At 57.8% G+C, this 20,909-nt stretch carries 23 protein-coding genes; 17 read left to right on the top strand and 6 right to left on the bottom strand.

Features of this window, described 5'->3' with window-relative positions; translation table 11 throughout:
• Positions 1 to 9: 9 nt before the first annotated feature.
• The 10 genes from agaV (at position 10) to ACMGGE_RS19595 (ending at position 10,777) form a co-directional block, all read left to right on the top strand.
• Positions 10 to 483 carry a PTS N-acetylgalactosamine transporter subunit IIB gene (gene agaV, locus ACMGGE_RS19640; protein WP_028014524.1) on the top strand — a complete coding sequence of 158 codons (474 nt, stop codon included), beginning with the start codon at positions 10 to 12 and terminating at the stop codon, positions 481 to 483.
• Positions 484 to 493: 10 nt separating this feature from the next.
• Positions 494 to 1,273: a PTS N-acetylgalactosamine transporter subunit IIC gene (agaW, locus tag ACMGGE_RS19635; RefSeq protein ID WP_024906387.1), complete on the top strand. Its 780-nt coding sequence runs from the start codon at positions 494 to 496 to the stop codon at positions 1,271 to 1,273.
• A complete protein-coding gene (agaE, locus tag ACMGGE_RS19630) occupies positions 1,263 to 2,141 on the top strand; it encodes a PTS N-acetylgalactosamine transporter subunit IID (RefSeq protein ID WP_029739649.1) in 879 nt (292 codons plus the stop codon). Before agaW ends, agaE begins: the two co-directional genes overlap by 11 nt.
• A gap of 16 nt (positions 2,142 to 2,157) precedes the next feature.
• On the top strand, positions 2,158 to 2,592 hold the full coding sequence (gene agaF / locus ACMGGE_RS19625) for a PTS galactosamine/N-acetylgalactosamine transporter subunit IIA (protein WP_045355421.1): 435 nt from the start codon (positions 2,158 to 2,160) through the stop codon (positions 2,590 to 2,592).
• Complete coding sequence (gene nagA / locus ACMGGE_RS19620; RefSeq protein WP_407820746.1) at positions 2,589 to 3,722, top strand: N-acetylglucosamine-6-phosphate deacetylase; 1,134 nt, start codon at positions 2,589 to 2,591, stop codon at positions 3,720 to 3,722. Before agaF ends, nagA begins: the two co-directional genes overlap by 4 nt.
• A gap of 246 nt (positions 3,723 to 3,968) precedes the next feature.
• Positions 3,969 to 5,114, top strand: a complete 1,146-nt coding sequence (locus ACMGGE_RS19615) for an SIS domain-containing protein (protein ID WP_111967412.1) — start codon at positions 3,969 to 3,971, stop codon at positions 5,112 to 5,114.
• A gap of 12 nt (positions 5,115 to 5,126) precedes the next feature.
• Positions 5,127 to 5,999, top strand: coding sequence for a tagatose-bisphosphate aldolase subunit KbaY (kbaY, locus tag ACMGGE_RS19610; protein WP_048225073.1), 873 nt, complete (start codon positions 5,127 to 5,129; stop codon positions 5,997 to 5,999).
• A gap of 115 nt (positions 6,000 to 6,114) precedes the next feature.
• A complete protein-coding gene (malX, locus tag ACMGGE_RS19605; protein ID WP_045415298.1) occupies positions 6,115 to 7,686 on the top strand; it encodes a maltose/glucose-specific PTS transporter subunit IIBC in 1,572 nt (523 codons plus the stop codon).
• Positions 7,687 to 7,698: 12 nt separating this feature from the next.
• Positions 7,699 to 8,871, top strand: a complete 1,173-nt coding sequence (locus ACMGGE_RS19600) for a MalY/PatB family protein (RefSeq protein WP_048225074.1) — start codon at positions 7,699 to 7,701, stop codon at positions 8,869 to 8,871.
• Between the two features lie 16 nt (positions 8,872 to 8,887).
• Complete coding sequence (locus ACMGGE_RS19595) at positions 8,888 to 10,777, top strand: enterotoxin (protein ID WP_420294063.1); 1,890 nt, start codon at positions 8,888 to 8,890, stop codon at positions 10,775 to 10,777.
• Positions 10,778 to 10,846: 69 nt separating this feature from the next.
• On the opposite strand, the gene rsmI is transcribed toward ACMGGE_RS19595, so the two are convergent.
• A complete protein-coding gene (rsmI, locus tag ACMGGE_RS19590) occupies positions 10,847 to 11,710 on the bottom strand; it encodes a 16S rRNA (cytidine(1402)-2'-O)-methyltransferase (RefSeq protein ID WP_217480351.1) in 864 nt (287 codons plus the stop codon).
• Between the two features lie 62 nt (positions 11,711 to 11,772).
• Between rsmI and ACMGGE_RS19585 the strand changes: the two genes are divergently transcribed.
• Genes ACMGGE_RS19585 through dolP form a run of 4 tightly spaced genes read left to right on the top strand, consistent with a single transcriptional unit; the run spans position 11,773 to position 15,497 of the window.
• The gene (locus tag ACMGGE_RS19585; protein ID WP_420294062.1) at positions 11,773 to 13,947 is read left to right on the top strand and encodes a penicillin-binding protein activator; all 2,175 of its coding nucleotides are present in this window, start codon (positions 11,773 to 11,775) and stop codon (positions 13,945 to 13,947) included.
• Positions 13,905 to 14,300 (top strand): YraN family protein, encoded by a 396-nt coding sequence (locus ACMGGE_RS19580; protein ID WP_045910089.1) that lies wholly within the window; start codon positions 13,905 to 13,907, stop codon positions 14,298 to 14,300. Before ACMGGE_RS19585 ends, ACMGGE_RS19580 begins: the two co-directional genes overlap by 43 nt.
• 21 nt (positions 14,301 to 14,321) lie before the next feature.
• Positions 14,322 to 14,912: a DnaA initiator-associating protein DiaA gene (gene diaA / locus ACMGGE_RS19575; RefSeq protein ID WP_003861754.1), complete on the top strand. Its 591-nt coding sequence runs from the start codon at positions 14,322 to 14,324 to the stop codon at positions 14,910 to 14,912.
• 9 nt (positions 14,913 to 14,921) lie between these two features.
• Positions 14,922 to 15,497 (top strand): division/outer membrane stress-associated lipid-binding lipoprotein, encoded by a 576-nt coding sequence (gene dolP / locus ACMGGE_RS19570; protein WP_024906379.1) that lies wholly within the window; start codon positions 14,922 to 14,924, stop codon positions 15,495 to 15,497.
• A 65-nt stretch (positions 15,498 to 15,562) separates the two neighbouring features.
• Here the strand turns inward: dolP and ACMGGE_RS19565 are convergent, their stop codons facing one another.
• Together ACMGGE_RS19565 and ACMGGE_RS19560 are read right to left on the bottom strand one after the other, a co-directional pair.
• Complete coding sequence (locus ACMGGE_RS19565) at positions 15,563 to 16,600, bottom strand: permease (RefSeq protein WP_420294061.1); 1,038 nt, start codon at positions 16,598 to 16,600, stop codon at positions 15,563 to 15,565.
• Positions 16,601 to 16,639: 39 nt separating this feature from the next.
• Positions 16,640 to 17,284: an NAD(P)H-binding protein gene (locus ACMGGE_RS19560; RefSeq protein ID WP_045910091.1), complete on the bottom strand. Its 645-nt coding sequence runs from the start codon at positions 17,282 to 17,284 to the stop codon at positions 16,640 to 16,642.
• A 128-nt stretch (positions 17,285 to 17,412) separates the two neighbouring features.
• Here ACMGGE_RS19560 and ACMGGE_RS19555 point away from each other — a divergent pair, with 128 nt between their 5' ends.
• Positions 17,413 to 17,931, top strand: a complete 519-nt coding sequence (locus ACMGGE_RS19555) for a type 1 glutamine amidotransferase domain-containing protein (protein ID WP_023333577.1) — start codon at positions 17,413 to 17,415, stop codon at positions 17,929 to 17,931.
• Here ACMGGE_RS19555 and ACMGGE_RS19550 read toward each other — a convergent pair.
• Positions 17,911 to 18,345, bottom strand: a complete 435-nt coding sequence (locus ACMGGE_RS19550; protein ID WP_008501485.1) for a YhbP family protein — start codon at positions 18,343 to 18,345, stop codon at positions 17,911 to 17,913. The genes ACMGGE_RS19555 and ACMGGE_RS19550 overlap by 21 nt on opposite strands.
• Positions 18,346 to 18,359: 14 nt before the next feature.
• Here ACMGGE_RS19550 and ACMGGE_RS19545 point away from each other — a divergent pair, with 14 nt between their 5' ends.
• Positions 18,360 to 18,689, top strand: a complete 330-nt coding sequence (locus tag ACMGGE_RS19545) for a GIY-YIG nuclease family protein (protein ID WP_008501484.1) — start codon at positions 18,360 to 18,362, stop codon at positions 18,687 to 18,689.
• Here the strand turns inward: ACMGGE_RS19545 and ACMGGE_RS19540 are convergent.
• Positions 18,676 to 19,179, bottom strand: coding sequence for a GNAT family N-acetyltransferase (locus tag ACMGGE_RS19540; RefSeq protein WP_045910092.1), 504 nt, complete (start codon positions 19,177 to 19,179; stop codon positions 18,676 to 18,678). The genes ACMGGE_RS19545 and ACMGGE_RS19540 overlap by 14 nt on opposite strands.
• On the bottom strand, positions 19,173 to 19,697 hold the full coding sequence (gene ubiT, locus ACMGGE_RS19535) for a ubiquinone anaerobic biosynthesis accessory factor UbiT (protein WP_045910093.1): 525 nt from the start codon (positions 19,695 to 19,697) through the stop codon (positions 19,173 to 19,175). The genes ACMGGE_RS19540 and ubiT overlap by 7 nt, the downstream gene beginning before the upstream one ends.
• Positions 19,698 to 19,908: 211 nt before the next feature.
• Between ubiT and ubiU the strand changes: the two genes are divergently transcribed.
• Positions 19,909 to 20,904 (top strand): ubiquinone anaerobic biosynthesis protein UbiU, encoded by a 996-nt coding sequence (gene ubiU, locus ACMGGE_RS19530; protein ID WP_021242249.1) that lies wholly within the window; start codon positions 19,909 to 19,911, stop codon positions 20,902 to 20,904.
• Positions 20,905 to 20,909 lie beyond the last annotated feature (5 nt).

The raw sequence follows: 20,909 nt of genomic DNA, 5'->3' as shown, positions 1-20,909 counted from the left end.
GAAAGCGCTATGCCAAACATTGTCTTATGCCGCATTGATGAACGCCTGATCCACGGTCAGGTAGGCGTGCAGTGGGTGGGGTTTGCGGGGGCAAACCTGGTACTCGTCGCCAACGATGAGGTGGCTGACGATCCGGTTCAACAGAACCTGATGGAGATGGTGCTCGCGGAAGGGATCGCCGTGCGCTTCTGGTCACTGCAAAAAGTGATCGACAACATTCACCGCGCCGCTGACCGCCAGAAAATCCTGTTGGTCTGCAAATCACCCGCTGATTTTCTGAAGCTGGTTGAGGGCGGCGTGCCCATCACCCGTATCAACGTAGGAAACATGCACTACGCCAGTGGCAAACAACAAATTGCCAAAACGGTCTCTGTCGACGCGAACGATATCGCCGCGTTCAACGGCCTGAAAGCGGCCGGGGTGGAATGCTTCGTTCAGGGCGTTCCAACAGAAACTGCTTTGGATCTCTTTAAACTGCTCTGAGGGATTCATAATGGAAATCAGTCTGTTGCAGGCGCTGGGGTTGGGAATACTCGCCTTTATCGCCGGTCTGGATATGTTTAACGGGTTAACACACATGCACCGCCCGGTGGTGCTCGGGCCGCTGGTCGGTCTGATTCTGGGCGACCTGCATACCGGTATTTTGACCGGCGGCACGTTAGAGCTGGTCTGGATGGGGCTGGCGCCGCTCGCAGGTGCCCAGCCGCCGAACGTCATTATCGGCACCATTGTGGGTACCGCATTTGCCATCAGCACCGGGGTGAAGCCAGAAGTTGCCGTGGGCGTCGCCGTGCCGTTTGCCGTCGCGGTACAGATGGGAATTACGTTCCTCTTCTCGGTGATGTCCGGCGTGATGTCACGCTGCGATCGCATGGCGGCCAATGCAGATACTCACGGTATTGAACGGGTGAACTATCTTGCGCTGCTGGCGCTCGGCATCTTCTATTTTCTGTGCGCCTTCCTGCCGATCTACTTCGGTGCGGAACATGCGAAAACCGCCATTGATGTTTTGCCGGCACGGTTGATTGACGGCCTCGGCGTTGCGGGCGGCATCATGCCTGCCATCGGCTTCGCCGTACTGCTGAAGATCATGATGAAAAACGTCTACATCCCTTACTTCATTATCGGTTTTGTCGCCGCCGCCTGGCTCAAGCTTCCGGTGCTGGCGATTGCGGCTGCCGCGCTGGCCATGGCGCTGATCGACCTGATGCGTAAATCACCTGAACCGACGGCTCCAGCGGCCCAGAAAGAGGAATTCGAAGATGGCATCTAATCAAACAACGTTACCGGGCGTGTCTGAATCCGAAGAGACGCTGCTGACCGGCGTCAACGAAAACGTCTACGAAGACCAGAACATCGGTGCCGAACTGACGAAAAAAGATATTAACCGCGTGGCCTGGCGTTCAATGCTGCTGCAGGCCTCGTTTAACTATGAACGTATGCAGGCCTCCGGTTGGCTGTACGGGCTGCTGCCCGCGCTGAAAAAGATCCACACCAACAAGCGAGACCTGGCGCGGGCGATGAAAGGCCATATGGGCTTCTTTAACACCCACCCGTTCCTGGTGACCTTTGTTATCGGCATCATTCTGGCGATGGAACGCTCCAAGCAGGATGTGAACAGCATCCAGAGCACCAAAATTGCCGTCGGCGCCCCGCTCGGCGGTATCGGCGACGCCATGTTCTGGCTAACCCTGCTGCCCATCTGCGGCGGTATCGGCGCCAGCCTGGCGCTGCAAGGGTCGATTCTGGGGGCCGTGGTCTTTATCGTGCTGTTTAACGTGGTGCACCTCGGCCTGCGTTTTGGTCTGGCGCACTACGCATACCGGATGGGCGTTGCGGCCATTCCGCTGATCAAAGCCAACACCAAAAAGGTCGGTCACGCGGCGTCTATCGTCGGGATGACGGTAATTGGCGCGCTGGTGGCAACCTATGTCCGACTCAATACGACGCTTGAAATCAAGGCGGGTGATGCCGTTGTCAAACTGCAGGCCGACGTTATCGACAAGCTGATGCCCGCGTTCCTGCCGCTGGTCTACACCCTGACCATGTTCTGGCTGGTGCGCCGCGGCTGGAGCCCGCTGCGGCTGATCGGTATCACCGTGCTGCTGGGCGTAGTCGGTAAGTTCTGTCACTTCCTGTAAAAGCAAAGAGGTTGCGATGTTAGGCATTATTTTGACGGGTCACGGCGGTTTTGCCAGCGGGCTTGAGCAGGCGATGAAGCAGATCCTCGGCGAACAGCCGCAGTTTATCGCCATCGATTTTCCTGAAACGTCCACCACCGCGCGGCTGACCGCTCAGCTTGAGCAGGCAGTGAGTGAACTCGATGCAGAGCACGATATTGTGTTTCTCACCGATTTGCTCGGCGGCACGCCGTTTCGCGTGGCATCGACGCTCGCCATGCAACGGCCGGGCAGCGAAGTGATCACCGGGACCAACCTGCAGCTGCTGCTGGAGATGGTGCTGGAGCGCGACGGATTAAGCAGCGAAGCGTTTCGTCTGCAGGCGCTGGAGTGCGGGCACCGCGGCCTGACGAGCCTCGTAGACGAACTGGGACGTTGTCGCGAGGAAGCCCCTGCCGAGGAAGGGATATGAGGCAGCTGCTGCGCGCGAGGCGGGTGCTTACCGAACAGGGCTGGCTGGATGATCACCAGCTACGCATTGAAAACGGCGTGATTACGGCTATTGAGCCTGTCCCGGCGGGCGTGACGTCGCGCGATGCGGAACTGCTCTGCCCGGCGTACATCGATACGCACGTCCACGGCGGCGCGGGCGTGGACGTAATGGATGATGCGCCTGACGTGCTGAATATTCTCGCGATGCATAAAGCGCGCGAAGGCGTGGGCGCCTTTTTACCCACCACCGTTACCGCGCCGCTGGAGGCTATCCACGGCGCGCTCGCGCGAATCGCCCGTCGCTGTCAGTCGGGCGGCCCCGGCGCGCAGATCCTGGGCAGCTACCTGGAAGGACCGTACTTTACGCCGCAGAACAAAGGGGCGCATCCGCCGGACCTGTTCCGGGAACTGGATATCGCCGAGCTGGACAGCCTGATTGACGTTTCACTGAGCACGTTACGGGTGGTGGCGCTGGCGCCGGAAAAACCTGGCGCGTTGCTGGCGATTCGCCATCTCAAACAGCGCGGAATACGCGTGATGCTGGGCCACAGCGCCGCTACGTTCGAGCAAACCCTCGCCGCGTTTGACGCGGGTGCCGATGGGCTGGTGCACTGCTATAACGGCATGACGGGACTGCACCACAGGGAACCCGGCATGGTCGGCGCAGGGCTGACGGACAAACGGGCGTGGCTGGAGCTGATTGCCGACGGCCACCATGTCCATCCGGGAGCCATGCGGTTATGCCGTTGCTGCGCAAAAGAACGCCTGGTGCTGATCACCGATGCTATGCAGGCAGCCGGTATGCCGGATGGTCGGTATACGCTCTGTGGTGAAACGGTCACGATGCAAAACGGCGTGGTTCGAACCGGCTCCGGCGGGCTGGCCGGGAGCACGCTCTCGCTGGATGCCGCTGTACGCAATATGGTGGAACATACAGGTATCACTGCCGAAGACGCCATTCATATGGCCTCGCTGCATCCCGCCCGCCTGCTGGGCATGGATAGTCAACTCGGTTCGTTAGCGCCGGGTAAACGCGCGAATCTCAACGCGCTGAACGGGGGTTTACACCTCCAGCAGATCTGGATTCAGGGCCAGGCTCTCCCCCTTTAGCCCTTTCATTGTGTCTCCTTTTGGCTTTACGGCCTGAAACCGTAAGGCCTTTCTTTTCCTTTCCTTTAATCTGCCTCTTCCTTTCATGATCACACTTTTCGTTTTATTTCTTTTCTTTCATTGAAGTTTCGATTTCTTTTCTATAGATTTTATTTAACTGCTAAAGTGAACAAGTGAAACGAAACGAAAGATAGCGACACGATTGCCAGCGTCTGATGTGGAATTCACACGACTAAGGATTGAGTTATGCCACAAACTACCACCGCCGCAACCGGCACCTGGACCGAGGAAGAGATCCGCCAGCAGCCTGCCAGCTGGATCCGCTCGCTCAACAATATCGATAGCCTGCGCTCTTCGATCGACAGCTTCCTGACGCCGCTGCTGCGCAAGCACGATCTGCGGATCGTCCTGACCGGCGCGGGCACGTCCGCGTTTATCGGCGATATCATTGCGCCATGGCTTGCGAGCCACACCGGGAAAACTATCTCCGCCGTCCCGACTACTGACCTGGTCACAAACCCGATGGATTACTTCAGCCCTGCGCATCCGCTGCTGCTGGTTTCGTTTGCCCGATCCGGCAACAGTCCGGAAAGCGTCGCAGCCGTTGAGCTGGCCAATCAGTTCGTACCGGAGTGCTATCACCTGTCGATCACCTGTAACGAGGCCGGAAGCCTGTACCAGACCGCCGTCGACAGCGATAACGCCTATGCCCTGCTGATGCCTGCCGAAACGCACGATCGCGGGTTCGCGATGACCAGCAGTATCACCACCATGATGGCGAGCTGTCTGGCCGTATTCGCCCCGGAGACGATCAACAGTCACACCTTCCGCGACGTGGCCGATCGCTGTCAGGCGATCCTCACCTCGCTCGGCGATTTCAGCCATGGCGTCTTTGGCAGCGAACCGTGGAAACGGATCGTGTATCTGGGAAGCGGCGGTCTGCAGGGCGCGGCGCGCGAATCGGCGCTGAAGGTGCTGGAGCTGACGGCGGGCAAGCTGGCGGCATTCTACGACTCCCCCACCGGTTTCCGTCACGGGCCGAAGTCGCTGGTGGATGACGAAACGCTGGTGGTGGTGTTCATCTCCAGCCATCCGTATACGCGCCAGTACGATCTGGATCTGCTGGCCGAGCTGCGCCGCGATCGCCAGGCCCTGCGCGTCGTCGCCATCGCCGCTGAAAACGATCCGGCCATTGAAGCGGGGCCGCATATTCTCCTGCCGCCTTCCCGTCCGTTTAGCGATATGGAACAGGCGTTCTGCTTCCTGATGTATGCGCAGGTCTTTGCCCTTACCCAGTCGCTCAGCGTAGGCAATACGCCCGATACGCCATCCGCCAGCGGGACGGTCAACCGCGTGGTGCAGGGCGTTGTTATTCATCCGTGGCAGGCTTAAGAGGATCTGATTATGAGTATTATCTCGACGAAATATCTTCTCCAGGACGCGCAGACAAAAGGCTATGCCGTTCCGGCGTTCAACATCCACAACGCGGAGACGATCCAGGCTATCCTCGAAGTGTGCAGCGAAATGCGATCGCCAGTGATCCTCGCGGGCACGCCGGGCACCTTTAAGCATATTGCGCTGGAAGAGATTTACGCCCTGTGCAGCGCCTACTCCCTCACCTACGACATGCCGCTGGCGCTGCACCTCGATCATCACGAATCGCTGGATGATATTCGCCGCAAGGTCAACGCGGGCGTGCGCAGCGCGATGATCGACGGCAGCCACTATCCGTTTGAACAGAACGTGAAGCTGGTGAAGTCGGTGGTCGATTTCTGCCACCTCAACGACTGCAGCGTCGAAGCCGAACTGGGCCGCCTGGGCGGCGTGGAAGATGACATGAGCGTGGACGCCGAAAGCGCGTTTCTCACCGATCCGCAGGAGGCGAAACGCTTTGTCGAACTGACCGGCGTCGACAGCCTTGCCGTCGCCATCGGCACCGCACACGGCCTGTATACCAAGCGCCCAAAAATCGACTTCCAGCGGCTGGCCGAGATCCGTGAAGTGGTCACCGTGCCGCTGGTGCTGCACGGCGCGAGCGATGTGCCGGATGAGGATGTGCGTCGCACCATCGAACTGGGCGTGTGCAAAGTTAACGTGGCAACCGAGCTGAAAATCGCCTTCTCTGACGCGGTGAAAGCCTGGTTTGCCGACAACCCGCAGGGCAACGATCCGCGCTTCTATATGCGGGTCGGCATGGACGCCATGAAAGAGGTGGTCAGAAGCAAAATCACCGTTTGCGGCTCCGCAAACCGGCTGCTGCTTCCAGCGGAAGCCTGATCCCATCGCGCATTACGTCAGTACCTAAAAATAACTATAAGCCTCGCAAATATGAAGGCGCGTCCTTAAGCCGGACAGCGCCTTCCATTATCCTAAAAATCCGAGGAGTCCCTACATGACACAGGAAAAGTCGTTTAAATCGAAAGCGTGGGAATTTTTCCAAAGCCTTGGAAAGACCTTTATGTTCCCGGTCTCCCTGCTGGCCTTTATGGGGTTGCTGCTGGGGATCGGTAGCTCCGTCACCAGCCCTTCCACCATTAAAAGCTTTCCCTTTCTGGGCGGCGAGTTAACGCAGCTGACCTTTGGCTTTATCGCCATGGTGGGCGGCTTCGCCTTTACCTATCTGCCGCTGATGTTCGCCATGGCGATCCCGATGGGCCTCGCGAAACGCAACAAGGCCGTGGGCGCTTTTGCCGGGTTCGTTGGCTACATGCTGATGAACATGAGTATCAACTACTACCTGACCGCCACCCACCAGCTTGCCGATGCCGCGACCATGAGACAGGTGGGACAATCGATCGTGCTGGGGATCCAGACCCTGGAGATGGGCGTGCTGGGCGGCATCGTGGTGGGGGTGATTACCTATTTCCTGCACGAGCGTTTTCAGGACACGGTCCTCCACGACGCCTTTGCCTTCTTTAGCGGCATCCGTTTTGTACCGATTATCACCGCCCTTACCCTTTCACTGGTCGGGCTGTTCATTCCCCTGCTGTGGGAATACGTGGCGCTGGGGATTGCCGGGATTGGCCATATTATCCAGAGCACCAGCGTTTTCGGACCCTTCCTTTACGGCGTGGGCGTGCTGCTGCTTAAACCCTTCGGCCTGCACCACATTCTGCTGGCGATGGTGCGCTTCACGCCAGCAGGCGGGATTGAGATGGTCAACGGCCATGAGGTGGCCGGCGCGCTGAATATCTTCTACGCCGAGCTGAAAGCCGGACTGCCGTTTAGCCCGCACGTTACCGCGTTTCTGTCACAAGGGTTTATGCCGACCTTTATCTTTGGCTTACCTGCCGTGGCCTACGCCATCTACCGCACCGCGCGTCCGGAAAACCGCCCGGTGATTAAGGGGCTGCTGCTTTCCGGCGTGCTGGTGTCCGTCGTTACCGGTATTTCAGAGCCGATTGAATTCCTGTTCCTGTTTATCGCCCCTGCGCTTTACGCCTTCCATATCGTGATGTCGGGCCTGGCGCTGATGGTGATGGCCCTGCTGGGGGTGACCATCGGCAACACCGATGGTGGGATTCTGGATCTGCTGATCTTTGGCGTGATGCAGGGGATGTCGACCAAATGGTATCTGCTGTTCCCGGTTGGTATCGCCTGGTTTGCTATCTACTTCGTCGTCTTCCGCTGGTACATCCTCAAACACGATATCAAGACGCCTGGACGTGAAGTGGATGTACAGGCTGCACAGCAGGCTGTCGAAGCCAACACCCGCGCGCGTGGAAAATCGAAATACGATCATGGGCTTATCCTGCAGGCGCTCGGTGGCAAAGAGAACATCGAGTCGCTCGACAACTGCATCACCCGCTTGCGTCTGGTGGTGAAAGAGATGGGCCTTATCGATCAGCAGGCGCTGAAAGCAGCGGGCGCCCTGTCGGTGGTGGTGCTGGATGCTCACAGCGTACAGGTGATCATCGGCCCACAGGTTCAGAGCGTCAAAACCGGCATAGAAGCCTTAATTTAACGGGGGGTCGTTGTGTTTGATTTCGACAAAATCATCGAGCGTAAAAGCGATAAGTGCCGTAAATGGGACCATGCGTTTGTCTGCTCACGCTTTGGTGATGTTCCGGAGGGGTTTATTCCGCTGTGGATCGCAGATATGGATTTCACCTCACCGCCCGCCGTTATTGAAGGCTTCCAGCGCATCGTGGAGCACGGCACCTTTGGCTATACGTGGTGTTTCGACGAATTCTACGACGCGACGATCGCCTTTCAGCGCACGCGTCATCAGGTTGAGGTAGACAGGTCGTGGATCACGCTGACCTACGGCACTGTGTCCACCCTGCACTACACGGTTCAGGCGTTCTGCACGGCTGGCGACAGCGTGATGATGAACACCCCGGTCTACGACCCGTTTGCAATGGCGGCACAGCGCCAGGGCGTTAAGATCCTCGCTAACCCGCTTCGCGTGGAGGAAAACCGCTATCAGCTGGATTTTCATCTGATTGAAGATCAGCTCAAAACCCACCGTCCAAAACTGTGGTTCTTCTGCTCGCCGCATAACCCCTCGGGCCGAATCTGGCGCGCAGATGAGATACGGCAGGTGTCCGATCTCTGTAAACGCTACGGCACGATTCTGGTGGTCGATGAGGTTCACGCCGAGCACATTCTGGACGGTACATTCGTCAGCTGTCTGACTTCGGGCTGTGCCGCGCAGGACAACCTGATCGTGCTGACGTCGCCCAATAAAGCCTTCAACCTGGGCGGGCTGAAAACGTCTTATTCGATGATCCCGGACGATTCGCTGCGCCAGCGCTTCCGCCAGCAGCTTGAGAAGAACTCGATTACTTCCCCCAATATGTTCGGCGTATGGGGGATTATCCTCGCCTACCAGCACGGTCTGCCGTGGCTCAACGCGCTGAACGGGTATCTGCAAGGCAACGCGCGCTACCTTGCAGACGCGATTCAGACCCACTTCCCGGCTTGGAAGATGATGAACCCGGAATCGTCGTATCTGGCCTGGATAGACGTGAGCGCCGACGAGCGCAGCGCCACCCAGTTAACCCAACATTTTGCCCGGCAGGCAGGCGTGGTCATTGAAGACGGCAGCCACTACGTGCAAAACGGCGAAAACTACCTGCGGATCAACTTCGGCACCCAGCGCTACTGGCTGGAGCAGTCCATTACCCGAATGCTGAAGCATTACTGATAAGGATCTAAACCCGATGAAAAAAGTGCTCACTCTTTCGCTGCTGGCTCTCTCTGTTTCTCATGGCGCGGCGGCCGCCAACTACGCGCTCAATAACGACAATATTGCCCTTTCGTTTGATGATGCAAACGCAACGGTAGTAGTGAAGGACAGCAAGGCTAACCATCCGCTCACGCCCCAGGAGCTGTTCTTTCTGACGCTGCCGGATGAGACAAAAATCCACGCCGCTGATTTCTCCATCAAGCATGTCGAAAAGCGGGACAACGCGATTGTCATCGACTTTACGCGCCCGGATTTTAACGTAACGGTGAAGCTGAATCTGGTGAAGGATAAATATGCCAGTATCGATTACACCCTCGCGGCTGTTGGTCAGCCGCGAGACGTGGCGAAAATCACCTTCTTCCCGACGAAAAAGCAGTCACAGGCACCGTATGTTGACGGGGCCATTAACAGTTCGCCGATCGTGGCTGATTCGTTCTTTATTCTGCCGGATAAACCGATCGTGAATACTTACGCCTATGAAGCGACGACCAACCTCAACGTCGAGCTGAAAACCCCCATTCAGCCTGAAACGCCGGTCAGCTACACGATGTATTTCGGCACCTTCCCGGAAACCAGCCAACTGCGCCGCAGCGTGAACCAGTTTATCGATGCCGTACGCCCCCGTCCGTATAAGCCTTACCTGCACTACAACAGTTGGATGGATATCGGCTTCTTTACACCTTACTCCGAGCAGGATGTGCTGGGGCGGATGGACGAGTGGAATAAGGAATTTATCACCGGACGCGGCGTGGCGCTGGACGCGTTCCTGCTGGACGACGGCTGGGATGACCTTACCGGGCGCTGGCTGTTTGGCCCGGCATTCAGCAACGGTTTTGGCAAGGTACGGGAAAAAGCCGACAACCTGCACAGCTCGGTCGGGCTGTGGCTCTCACCGTGGGGAGGCTACAACAAGCCCCGCGACATTCGCGTCTCGCATGCAAAAGAGAATGGATTCGAAACCGTCGACGGGAAGCTGGCGCTGTCAGGGCCGAACTACTTTAAGAACTTCAATGAGCAGATCGTTAAGCTGATCAAAAACGAACACATTTCCTCGTTCAAACTTGATGGGATGGGAAACGCCAATTCGCATATTAAGGGCAGTCCGTTCGCCTCGGATTTTGACGCCTCTATCGCCCTGCTGCATAACATGCGCAGCGCTAACCCAAACCTGTTTATCAACCTGACCACCGGGACCAACGCCAGCCCGTCCTGGCTGTTCTACGCTGATTCGATCTGGCGCCAGGGGGACGACATCAACCTGTACGGCCCCGGCACGCCGGTGCAGCAGTGGATGACCTACCGCGATGCGGAAACGTACCGCTCGATTGTGCGCAAGGGCCCGCTGTTCCCGCTGAACTCCTTGATGTACCACGGGATCGTCAGCGCGGAGAATGCCTACTACGGTCTGGAGAAGGTACAAACGGACAGCGATTTTGCCGACCAGGTCTGGAGCTACTTCGCGACCGGTACGCAGTTGCAGGAGCTGTATATCACCCCGTCAATGCTGAATAAGGCGAAGTGGGACACCCTGGCGCAGGCCGCGAAATGGTCCCGGGAAAACGCCAGCGTGCTGGTGGACACCCACTGGATAGGAGGCGACCCAACGGCGCTGCAGGTTTACGGCTGGGCATCATGGAGCAAGGACAAAGCGATTCTCGGCTTGCGTAACCCGTCGGATAAGCCACAAAGCTACTACCTGGATTTGACGAGAGATTTCGAAGTCCCGACAGGAAACGCGGCGCGGTTTAGTCTGAAGGCGGTGTATGGCCGTAATTCAACCGTACCGGAGGCGTACAAAAACGCCGTGGTGATTACGCTGCAACCGCTGGAAACGCTGGTGTTTGAGGCGATACCTGCTAGCTAAAAGACGCTTAAAGATCTGTAGGCCGGGTAAGGCGTAGCCGCCACCCGGCAAAAACGGGCAGGAGATGCCTTACTCCCCCTGCTGCTCCAGCGCATACTTATACAGCGCATTTTTCTTCACGCCGTGAATTTCTGCCGCCAGCGCAGCGGCTTTCTTCAGCGGCAGTTCCGCCTGCAGCAGCGCCAGCGTACGCAGCGCATCGGCTGGAAGCGCGTCTTCTTCCGCCTTGTGCCCTTCGACGATCAGCACCATTTCACCCTTGCGGCGGTTTTCGTCTTCCTTCACCCACGCCAGCAGTTCACCTACCGGCGCTCCGTGGATGGTTTCCCAGGTTTTGGTCAGCTCGCGCGCCAGCACCACGTAGCGGCTTTCCCCCCAGACGGTCACCATATCTTCCAGGCTCTCCAGCAGGCGGTGCGTGGATTCGTAGAAAATCAGGGTACGCGGTTCCGCCTCCAGGTCTTTTAAGACGTCGCGGCGGCCTTTGGATTTAGCGGGCAAGAAGCCTTCATAGCAGAAACGGTCAGACGGCAGACCTGCGGCGCTTAACGCAGCAATCGCGGCGCACGGTCCCGGCAGGGGTACCACGCGAATACCGGCTTCGCGACAGGTACGCACCAGGTGATAGCCCGGATCGTTGATCAGCGGCGTACCGGCATCGGAGACCAGGGCAATGTTTTGCCCCTCTTTCAGTTTGGCCACCAGCGTTTCGGCTTTTTGTTGCTCATTGTGATCGTGCAGAGCAAACAAACGGGCGTTAATCGCGAAATGTTGCAGCAGTAAGCCGGTATGGCGGGTGTCTTCAGCAGCAATTAAATCAACAGCTTGCAGTACGGTCAGCGCACGTTGGGTAATATCAGACAAATTCCCGATAGGAGTAGGTACAATATAAAGCTGGCCTTGAGAATTATCTGCCGTTTCGTGTTGTTTCATTGTTTCGTCCGTATTGCCGATTTAATATTGAGCATTGCGTAAAAAAAATCACTGGATACAGTATGGTACCGTTAACGTTTCTTCGAAAAAAAGCCACGCGCAGCGTGCCGCTTCTGCTGGCAGCCCTGATCTTTGCAGGCTGTGGCACCCAGGCACCTGACCAGAGCACCGCCCATCTCCAGGGTTCTGCTCAGGCTGATTCTGGCTTTTATCTGCAAAAAATGTCGCAGAGTTCAAATGATACCAAGACCAACTGGCAATTACTCGCCATTCGTGCACTGCTGAAAGAGGGTAAAACCCAGCGGGCAGCCGAACTGTTTAACCAGTTGCCAAAAGATCTTAACGACGCCCAGCGTCGTGAGCAGAGCTTGCTCTCTGCCGAGCTGAAAGTTGCGCTGAAAGATTACGCCGCCGCGAAGAAGATCCTCGGTGATATCGACGTGAGCGCGCTGGATAAAAACCAGCAGGCGCGCTTCTGGCAGGCGGGCATTACCGCTGAGCAGGGACGCCCTTCCCTGACCTTGCTCCGTGCGCTCGTCGCGCAAGAGCCGCTGCTTGGCGGTGCTGATAAGCAGAAAAATATTGATGCCACCTGGCAAGCGCTGGCGTCGATGACGCAGGAACAGGCGCAGGCGCTGGTCATCAACGCGGATGAAAACGTCCTGCAGGGCTGGCTGGATCTGCAGCAGATGTGGTTTAACAACCGCAGCGATCCTAAGATGTTAAAAGCCGGCATTACGGACTGGCAGACGCGCTACCCGCAAAACCCGGGCGCGAAAATGCTGCCAACCCAGCTGGTGAACGTGCAGAACTTTAAGCCTGCCTCGACCAGCAAAATCGCCCTCCTTCTGCCACTCAACGGCCAGGCGGCGGTGTTTGGACGCACCATTCAGCAGGGCTTTGAAGCGGCGAAAAACGGCACGACGTCGGTCACCGGCAGCGCCGTTCCCGCACAGGCGGCCCAGGCGGCTAACGTGAATGATGTTGTCAGCCCATCCGCCGCAGAGACCAGCGATCTGACCACGGCGCAAGCGCCAGCGCAGGGCACGATGCAAAACCCGGTGACGGCCCCGACGACACCGCCAGCGACAGCGGCACCGTCTACTACAGCACCTGCGACCCAGGCTCCGGCCGAGACGCAAGCGCCGCCAGCATCTGTTCCAGCTCCTGCCACAACAGCAGAACAGCCTCAACCGCAGCCTGCACAGCCGACTGCTCAACCTGCCGCGCAGCCGCAGTCCGTGGCAACCACCAGCGCCAACCCGAGCGCTGAATTGAAAATCTACGATACCAGTTCGCAGCCGCTGGACCAGGTTCTGGCGCAGGTTCAACAGGATGGCGCGAGCATCGTTGTCGGTCCGCTGCTGAAAAACAACGTGGAAGAGCTGATGAAGAGCAATACCACGCTGAACGTGCTGGCGCTCAACCAGCCAGAGCAGGTTCAGAACCGGGCCAATATCTGCTACTTCGCGCTCTCTCCGGAAGATGAAGCCCGCGATGCGGCGCGTCATATTCACGAGCAGGGTAAGCAGGCGCCGCTGTTGCTCATACCACGCAGCGCACTGGGCGATCGCGTGGCCAATGCCTTTGCCGATGAGTGGCAGAAGCTGGGCGGCGGCGTGGTACTGCAGCAGAAATTCGGTTCCGTCTCTGAACTGCGCGCAGGCGTCAACGGCGGGGCGGGTATCGCGCTTAACGGTAGCCCGGTCGCCGCGAGCCTGCCACAGCAGCAGGGCGTGACGATTGGCGGCCTGACGATCCCTGCACCGCCAACCGACGCGCAGATTAGCGGTGGCGGTAAAGTGGATGCGGCCTATATCGTTGCCACACCGCAGGAGATCGCCTTTATCAAACCGATGATTGCAATGCGTAACGGCAGCCAGAGCGGCGCAACGCTCTACGCCAGCTCCCGCAGCGCACAGGGCACCGCAGGCCCGGATTTCCGTCTGGAAATGGACGGTCTGCAGTACAGCGAAATCCCGATGCTGGCCGGCAGCAATCCATCCCTGATGCAGCAGGCGCTGAGCGCGGTGCGTAACGATTACTCTCTGGCGCGTCTGTATGCGATGGGGGTTGATGCGTGGGCGCTGGCGAACCACTTTACCCAGATGCGTCAGGTGCCGGGCTTCGAGCTTAACGGCAACACCGGCGATCTGACCGCCACTCAGGATTGTGTGATTAACAGGAAGTTATCATGGCTCAAATACCAGCAGGGGCAGATCGTCCCGGCCAGTTAAGCCGCAAACAGACCGGCGATGCGTGGGAGTTAAAGGCGCGTCGCTGGCTTGAAGGCAAAGGACTGCATTTCATCGCCGCCAACGTCCGCGGGCGTGGCGGCGAAATCGACCTGATCATGAAAGACGGTCAGGTCATCGTGTTTGTAGAAGTGCGCTTTCGACAGTCCTCCCGTTTTGGCGGTGCTGCCGCCAGCGTGACGCTCGCCAAACAACATAAATTATTACAGACTGCCCACTTGTGGCTTGCCCGCCATAATGGGAGTTTTGATACTGTGGATTGCCGGTTCGATGTGATAGCCTTCACCGGAAATGAGATCGAATGGCTTAAAAACGCTTTTGGCGAAGACGCATAATTAAGATTTAAAAGGGATAACGTGCTCGAAAGAATTAAAGTGTGCTTCACAGAAAGCATCCAGACTCAGATTGCCGCGGCGGAAGCCCTTCCGGATGCTATCTCGCGTGCCGCAATGACGCTGGTGCAATCCCTGCTAAACGGCAACAAAATCCTCTGTTGTGGCAACGGCACGTCAGCCGCCAACGCACAGCATTTTGCTGCCAGCATGATCAATCGTTTTGAAACAGAACGCCCGAGTTTACCTGCCATTGCACTTAATACCGATAATGTGGTCTTAACGGCGATTGCTAACGATCGTCTGCATGACGAAATTTACGCAAAGCAGGTGCGAGCTCTGGGTCATGCCGGAGATGTGCTGCTGGCCATCTCCACGCGCGGCAATAGCCGGGATATCGTCAAAGCCGTTGAAGCCGCCGTCACCCGCGACATGACCATCGTGGCCTTAACCGGCTATGACGGGGGTGAGCTGGCGGGTCTGCTTGGGCCGCAGGATGTGGAAATCCGCATTCCGTCTCACCGGAGCGCGCGTATTCAGGAAATGCATATGCTCACGGTGAACTGCTTATGTGACTTGATCGATAACACGCTTTTCCCTCACCAGGATGATTAAGGAGTTCTTATGAAGGCTTTATCGACCCTCGCAGTCCTTATGTCTGCATTACTGCTTCAGGGATGTATCGCTGCGGCCGTTGTGGGTACCGCCGCAGTAGGCACCAAAGCGGCAACCGATCCGCGCTCTGTGGGGACACAGGTGGATGACGGTACGCTGGAGCTGCGCGTCAACAGTGCGCTGTCGAAAGACGAACAGATCAAAAAAGAGGCGCGTATCAACGTGACGGCTTACCAGGGCAAAGTGCTGCTGGCAGGCCAGGCGCCGAATATGGAACTCGCCTCGCGTGCGAAACAGATTGCGATGGGCGTTGAAGGGACCACAGAGGTGTTTAACGAAGTGCGTCAAGGCAAGCCAATTGGCCTGGGTGATGCTTCTTCCGATACCTGGATCACCACCAAAGTGCGTTCTCAGCTGCTGGGTTCGGACCAGGTGAAATCCTCCAACGTGAAGGTGACGACGGAAAACGGTGAAGTGTTCCTGCTGGGTCTGGTGACCGACCGTGAAGGGAAAGCGGCGGCCGATATTGCCAGCCGGGTGAGCGGCGTGAAGCACGTCACCACCGCGTTTACTTACATTAAATAAAAAAATCCCCTCAAGTGAGGGGATTTTTTTGTAGGCCCGGTAAGCGTAGCGCCACCGGGCGTTTTTCACAGAAGCGCAATACTCCCCACCATCATCCCACTCAACGCCACCAGCCCCGCGGTCAGCCACAGCGCTTTCGCCGGGAATGACTTACGCAGCATAATCAATGACGGCAGGCTGATGGCAGGCAGAGTGATGAGCAACGCCAGCGCCGGTGCGGTGCCCATGCCGGCCAACATCATGGTCTGAACAATGGGAATTTCTGCGGCGGTAGGGATCACAAACAGACAACCTGCAACGGCCATCGCAATGACCCACAACAGCGTGTTGTCGATAGCGCCATCCGCATGCGGGAAGAGCCAGACGCGCGCCGCCCCGAGAACCAGCACCGCCAGGATATAGACCGGGATGGTGCTCCAGAAAAGCTGCCATAGCGCCCTGCCCCAGCGGGCAAAGAACCCGCCCTGCGGCTCGCTGACGTCCAGCTCAACAGACGCGGACTCTGGCATCTTATCCTTCACCAGATTTTGCACCAGCGTCGCCACCACCAGCACGGTCAGCAGTCCGGCCACCAGACGAATGAACGCGAAATGCCAGCCCAGGACAAAGCCCATAAACACCAGCGTTGCCGGGTTGAGCAGCGGGTTGCCCATCCAGAATGCCAGTGCGCCACCCATTGATACGCGCTGGCGGCGCATCCCTGCCGCTACGGGTGCAGCACAGCAGGAGCACATCATGCCCGGCAGGGAGAAGATCGTTCCCAGCAACGTCCCCTGAAAGCGCGGCTGCCCGAGGGTTTTCACCAGCCAGTTGCGCGGGATCAGCACCTGAATCAGAGAGCCCAGGATCACGCCCAGGACGGCAGCCTTCCAGACGGCAAGGAAGTAGACCATGGCATAGTCCCACGCCGCCTGAAGCGGATTGGCATCAGCCTGAGCGAGAATAGATTTACCGATGCTGTGCGTTTCGGCGGCGGTGAAGGCTTTGCCGTAGTACGGCTGCCATTTCACGTACCAGAGGCCAATAATGACCACGAGAAAGAAGAGTGCGGGCTTCCACCATTGAACAGGTGTTGCCGCCTGAGATGAAGACTGACCAGTCATAGCATTCCCCGGAGAGTATGAGTAATTAGCCGGGGGAGTTTACGCCTCGCCCTGCGCGATTTCACGCAGTTTTGCCGAAGGGATAATGTTTACGCCCGCTTTTGACGGGGCCAGTCCCTCTTTTAACATCGCCCGCGCGACATCCCGCGCCTCGATGGCTTTCCAGTTGCCGGGAAGGATCCGAAACAGCGGGGCCAGGATCGACTCGTTAAAGCGACGCTCGTCGCGGTGGCCGATCAGCATCGAGGGGCGCACAATCGTCAGCTGCTCCCATTTCTGCGCAATCAGTGCATCCTCCATCTTGCCCTTCACCTTGTTGTAGAAGAAAGGCGATCCGGCACTGGCGCCCAGCGCGCTGACCACCAGAAAATGTCTGGCCCCCAGCTTTTTCGCCGTAAGCGCGGTGTCCACCACCAGCGTATAGTCGGCGTGGATAAATGCCTCTTTGCTCCCCGCCTCCCGCCGCGTGGTGCCCAGACAGCAAAACGCGATATCAATGGGATCCTGCACCTGCGCCAGCGCATCCGTCAGCTGAGGATCGTGCGGATTAAAGACGCCGGAGATGTCCGCCAGCGGTCGACGCGTCGGGGCGGCGATGTAGTTCACGCGGCGATCCTGAATCAGCAGCCGCAGCAGATGATCGCCCACTAGCCCGGTAGCCCCGGTAATCAGTACCTGACTCATCGTATCCCCTTTACAGAATTGTCCGTTTGCGAACTCAGCGTCGTCGACCACACTTAGAAGTCTGTTACAGGTAAGTATTTACCACAAGCGGAGAAAAATCAGTCTGAAGCCAAAACAACGGAGGAAGCATGGGCAAGAAAATCGCAGTCTTGATTACCGACGAGTTTGAAGATTCAGAATTCACCTCTCCTGCAGAGGCGTTCCGCAAGGCGGGACATGAGGTCATCACCATCGAGAAAGAAGCGGGCAAAACGGTGACAGGTCATAAGGGCGAGGCGACCGTAACCATTGATGAGACCATCGATAACGTTAGCCCCTCCGATTTTGACGCACTGCTGTTACCCGGCGGCCATTCACCGGATTCCCTGCGCGGAGACGAGCGCTTCGTGACCTTCACCCGGGACTTTGTCTCTACCGGCAAACCGGTCTTTGCCATCTGTCACGGCCCGCAGCTGCTCATCAGCGCGGAGGTTGTCCGCGGGCGTAAGCTCACGGCGGTGAAACCGATCGTTATCGATCTGAAAAATGCGGGCGCCGAATTTTACGATCAGGAGGTGGTCAACGACAAAGACCAGCTGATCACCAGCCGGACCCCGGACGATCTCCCGGCGTTTAACCGCGAAGCGCTACGCCTGCTCGGCGCGTAGCCAGTGCAGCTTCTTGCCAAAGCCCAGGGTGTTGTCGGTAAATTTCAGCTCATCGAGGCGGATTTCCCACACCGGGGCTTTTAGCGCAGCGGCAACCGGAAAGCGGCGCGTGTAGTGCTTACGACGCGCGTCGCTCTCTTCTCCGTCCAGACGACGGATTTCCCCTTTAAACTGTACTCCACGGATCAGCGCGACCGTTTTCGGCTGTCCATTCACCGTGCCCGCGACCTTCGCCTGCTGGCCGGTCATCTGCGCATGACGCGTTTTGTCTTCACTCATGACATAAAACGCGACGCGCTCCGGATCGTAGTAGTAAAACGCGTTTGCGCACCACATCTCACCCTCGCTGTAGACGCACCAGGTGACGACGTGCTGCTTCGCCAGCCAGCGGTTGATGGCTGCCAGTGTTTCCATTTTCGTTCTCTCTCATGCTATGGTGCGTTCACCTTAACATACTGAATCTGTTTACCGTGTGCTGGTTTCTCTATCTTGTCCGAACCGCTGATAACGCACTCTACACCGGGATCACCACCGATGTGGCGCGGCGTTTTTTACAACATCAAACGGGGAAAGGGGCAAAAGCGCTGCGGGGGAAAGGGGAATTACAGCTCGCCTTTTCGGCGCCCGTCGGTGACCGATCGCTGGCGCTCAGGCTGGAATACCGCATCAAACAGCTGACGAAGCGCCAGAAAGAGCGCCTCGTGACCGGAGACGGCTCCTTTGAGGCGCTACGCGAGAGCCTGATTAAAAGCGATTGAAATGGTCGTGGTACTCGACCAGGCCATTGACGCCGTTGAGCGCGTCGTCCGCCAGACGGTGCACCTGGAACGCGGATTCCGTACCCGGCCAGCGGCAGCGCAGATCGTAATGCGCGGCCTGCTCGAAGCCTAAACGGCCATAGAACGCGGGATCGCCCAGCGCAACAACGGCCGCATAACCGAACTCATTGAGCGAATCCAGCCCTTCATAGACCAGCTGACGCGCCAACCCCTGCCCGCGATAGTTTTCATCCACCGCCAGCGGTGCCATACCGACCCACTGCAGCTCTTCGCCCTGAACGGTGACCGGACTGAAGGCAACATAGCCCACCACCTGACCTTCGTCATCGGTGGCGACCAGCCCCAGCGTAATCAGACCGTCTTCGCGGAGATCGTGGACCAGCTGGGCTTCGGCATCGCTCGCGAAAGCACGGCGCAGCAGCGCATCGATCCCCGGCGCATCAATCCCTATTTCGACTCGAATCAGCATGGCTCACCTACTGAAGTGTGTTTACTGTCCGGCGGGGCTTTCAGCCCGGCCTCAACGAAATCTGCCATTTGCATCAACATCACGCGCAGCGCTTTCGGCATCTGCTCCAGCTCAATGGCATCCATTAAATTCTTCACGTACAGGCCCAACTCCGTGTCACCTTCAATCACCAGACGACGCTGGAAGAAGAGTGTATCCGGATCCTGTTTACGCGCGGCGATCATCAGCAGATCGCTGGCGTTGGCGCTAAAGCTCACGTCCGCCTCGGCGGTTTCGCGGACGATCAGCTGGTCATTCTCAACGGAGGTAAACCAGCGCAGCCCGATGTCACGCACCTCAATGCTCAACCAGCGGCCTTCCAGGAATTCCAGCTCGCCATCCTGCAGCGCCTGGCGGAACTGCCAGCTCAGGACCTGCTCCAGCACCTGACGTTTAAGCGCGAACGGCGCCAGCTTGACCGGCACGCTCAGCATTGATGGGCCAAATTGTACGAGACGTGAACGCAGTTTATCCAGCACGAGCTTTACTCCCTGATATCTATAGTCCTGCTATTTTGCCATATCCGACGCACAACATAGCGGCGTAAATCAACAAACCGTCGTCCGGACAACCTCATTATTGGTGCCATCAATACGCCATTAGCTGCCTTAAATCAAAAATTGTCGCGTATGGGTTAATTAAAATCCCAGCTCGTTAACATTTTTGCGATCGACAACATCAGGATAAATTATGGAGCTGCTCTGCCCTGCCGGAAACCTTCCGGCGCTTAAGGCGGCCATCGAAAATGGGGCCGATGCGGTCTATATCGGGCTAAAAGATGACACCAATGCCCGCCATTTTGCTGGCCTCAACTTTACGGAGAAAAAGCTTCAGGAAGCCGTTAACTTCGTTCACCAGCACCGCCGCAAGCTGCATATCGCCATCAATACCTTTGCTCATCCTGACGGGTACGCCCGCTGGCAGCGCGCGGTGGATATGGCGGCACAGTTGGGTGCCGATGCGCTGATTCTGGCCGACCTCGCCATGCTTGAGTATGCGGCAGAACGCTATCCCCATATTGAGCGCCACGTCTCTGTTCAGGCATCTGCCACCAACGAAGAGGCCGTGCGTTTTTATCACCGAAACTTTGACGTGGCCCGCGTGGTGCTGCCGCGCGTGCTCTCTATCCATCAGGTTAAGCAACTCGCACGCGTCACGCCAGTGCCGCTGGAAGTTTTTGCCTTTGGCAGTCTGTGCATTATGGCCGAAGGCCGTTGCTATCTTTCCTCGTATCTGACCGGCGAGTCGCCAAATACCGTCGGGGCCTGCTCCCCTGCCCGCTTTGTCCGCTGGCAGCAAACGCCGCAGGGGCTGGAATCCCGCCTGAATGAGGTGCTGATCGACCGCTATCAGGACGGTGAAAACGCCGGTTATCCCACCCTGTGTAAAGGCCGCTATCTGGTCGACGGCGAGCGTTACCACGCCCTGGAAGAACCCACCAGCCTCAACACGCTGGAGCTGCTGCCGGAACTGCTGGCGGCCAATATTGCCTCGGTGAAAATCGAAGGTCGTCAGCGTAGCCCGGCCTACGTGAGCCAGGTGGCGAAAGTGTGGCGTCAGGCCATCGACCGCTGCATGGCGGACCCGCAGAACTACGCTCCGCAGCAGGCCTGGATGGAGACGCTCGGATCGATGTCCGAAGGCACGCAAACCACGCTGGGCGCGTATCACCGTAAATGGCAGTGAGAAAA

The sequence above is a fragment of the Enterobacter sp. BNK-22 genome (genome assembly GCF_048684805.1).
GTDB classification, from domain to species: Bacteria; Pseudomonadota; Gammaproteobacteria; order Enterobacterales; family Enterobacteriaceae; genus Enterobacter; species Enterobacter quasiroggenkampii.
Note: the sequence above shows the minus strand (reverse complement) of the source record. Positions and strands in the feature narration are given on the sequence as shown.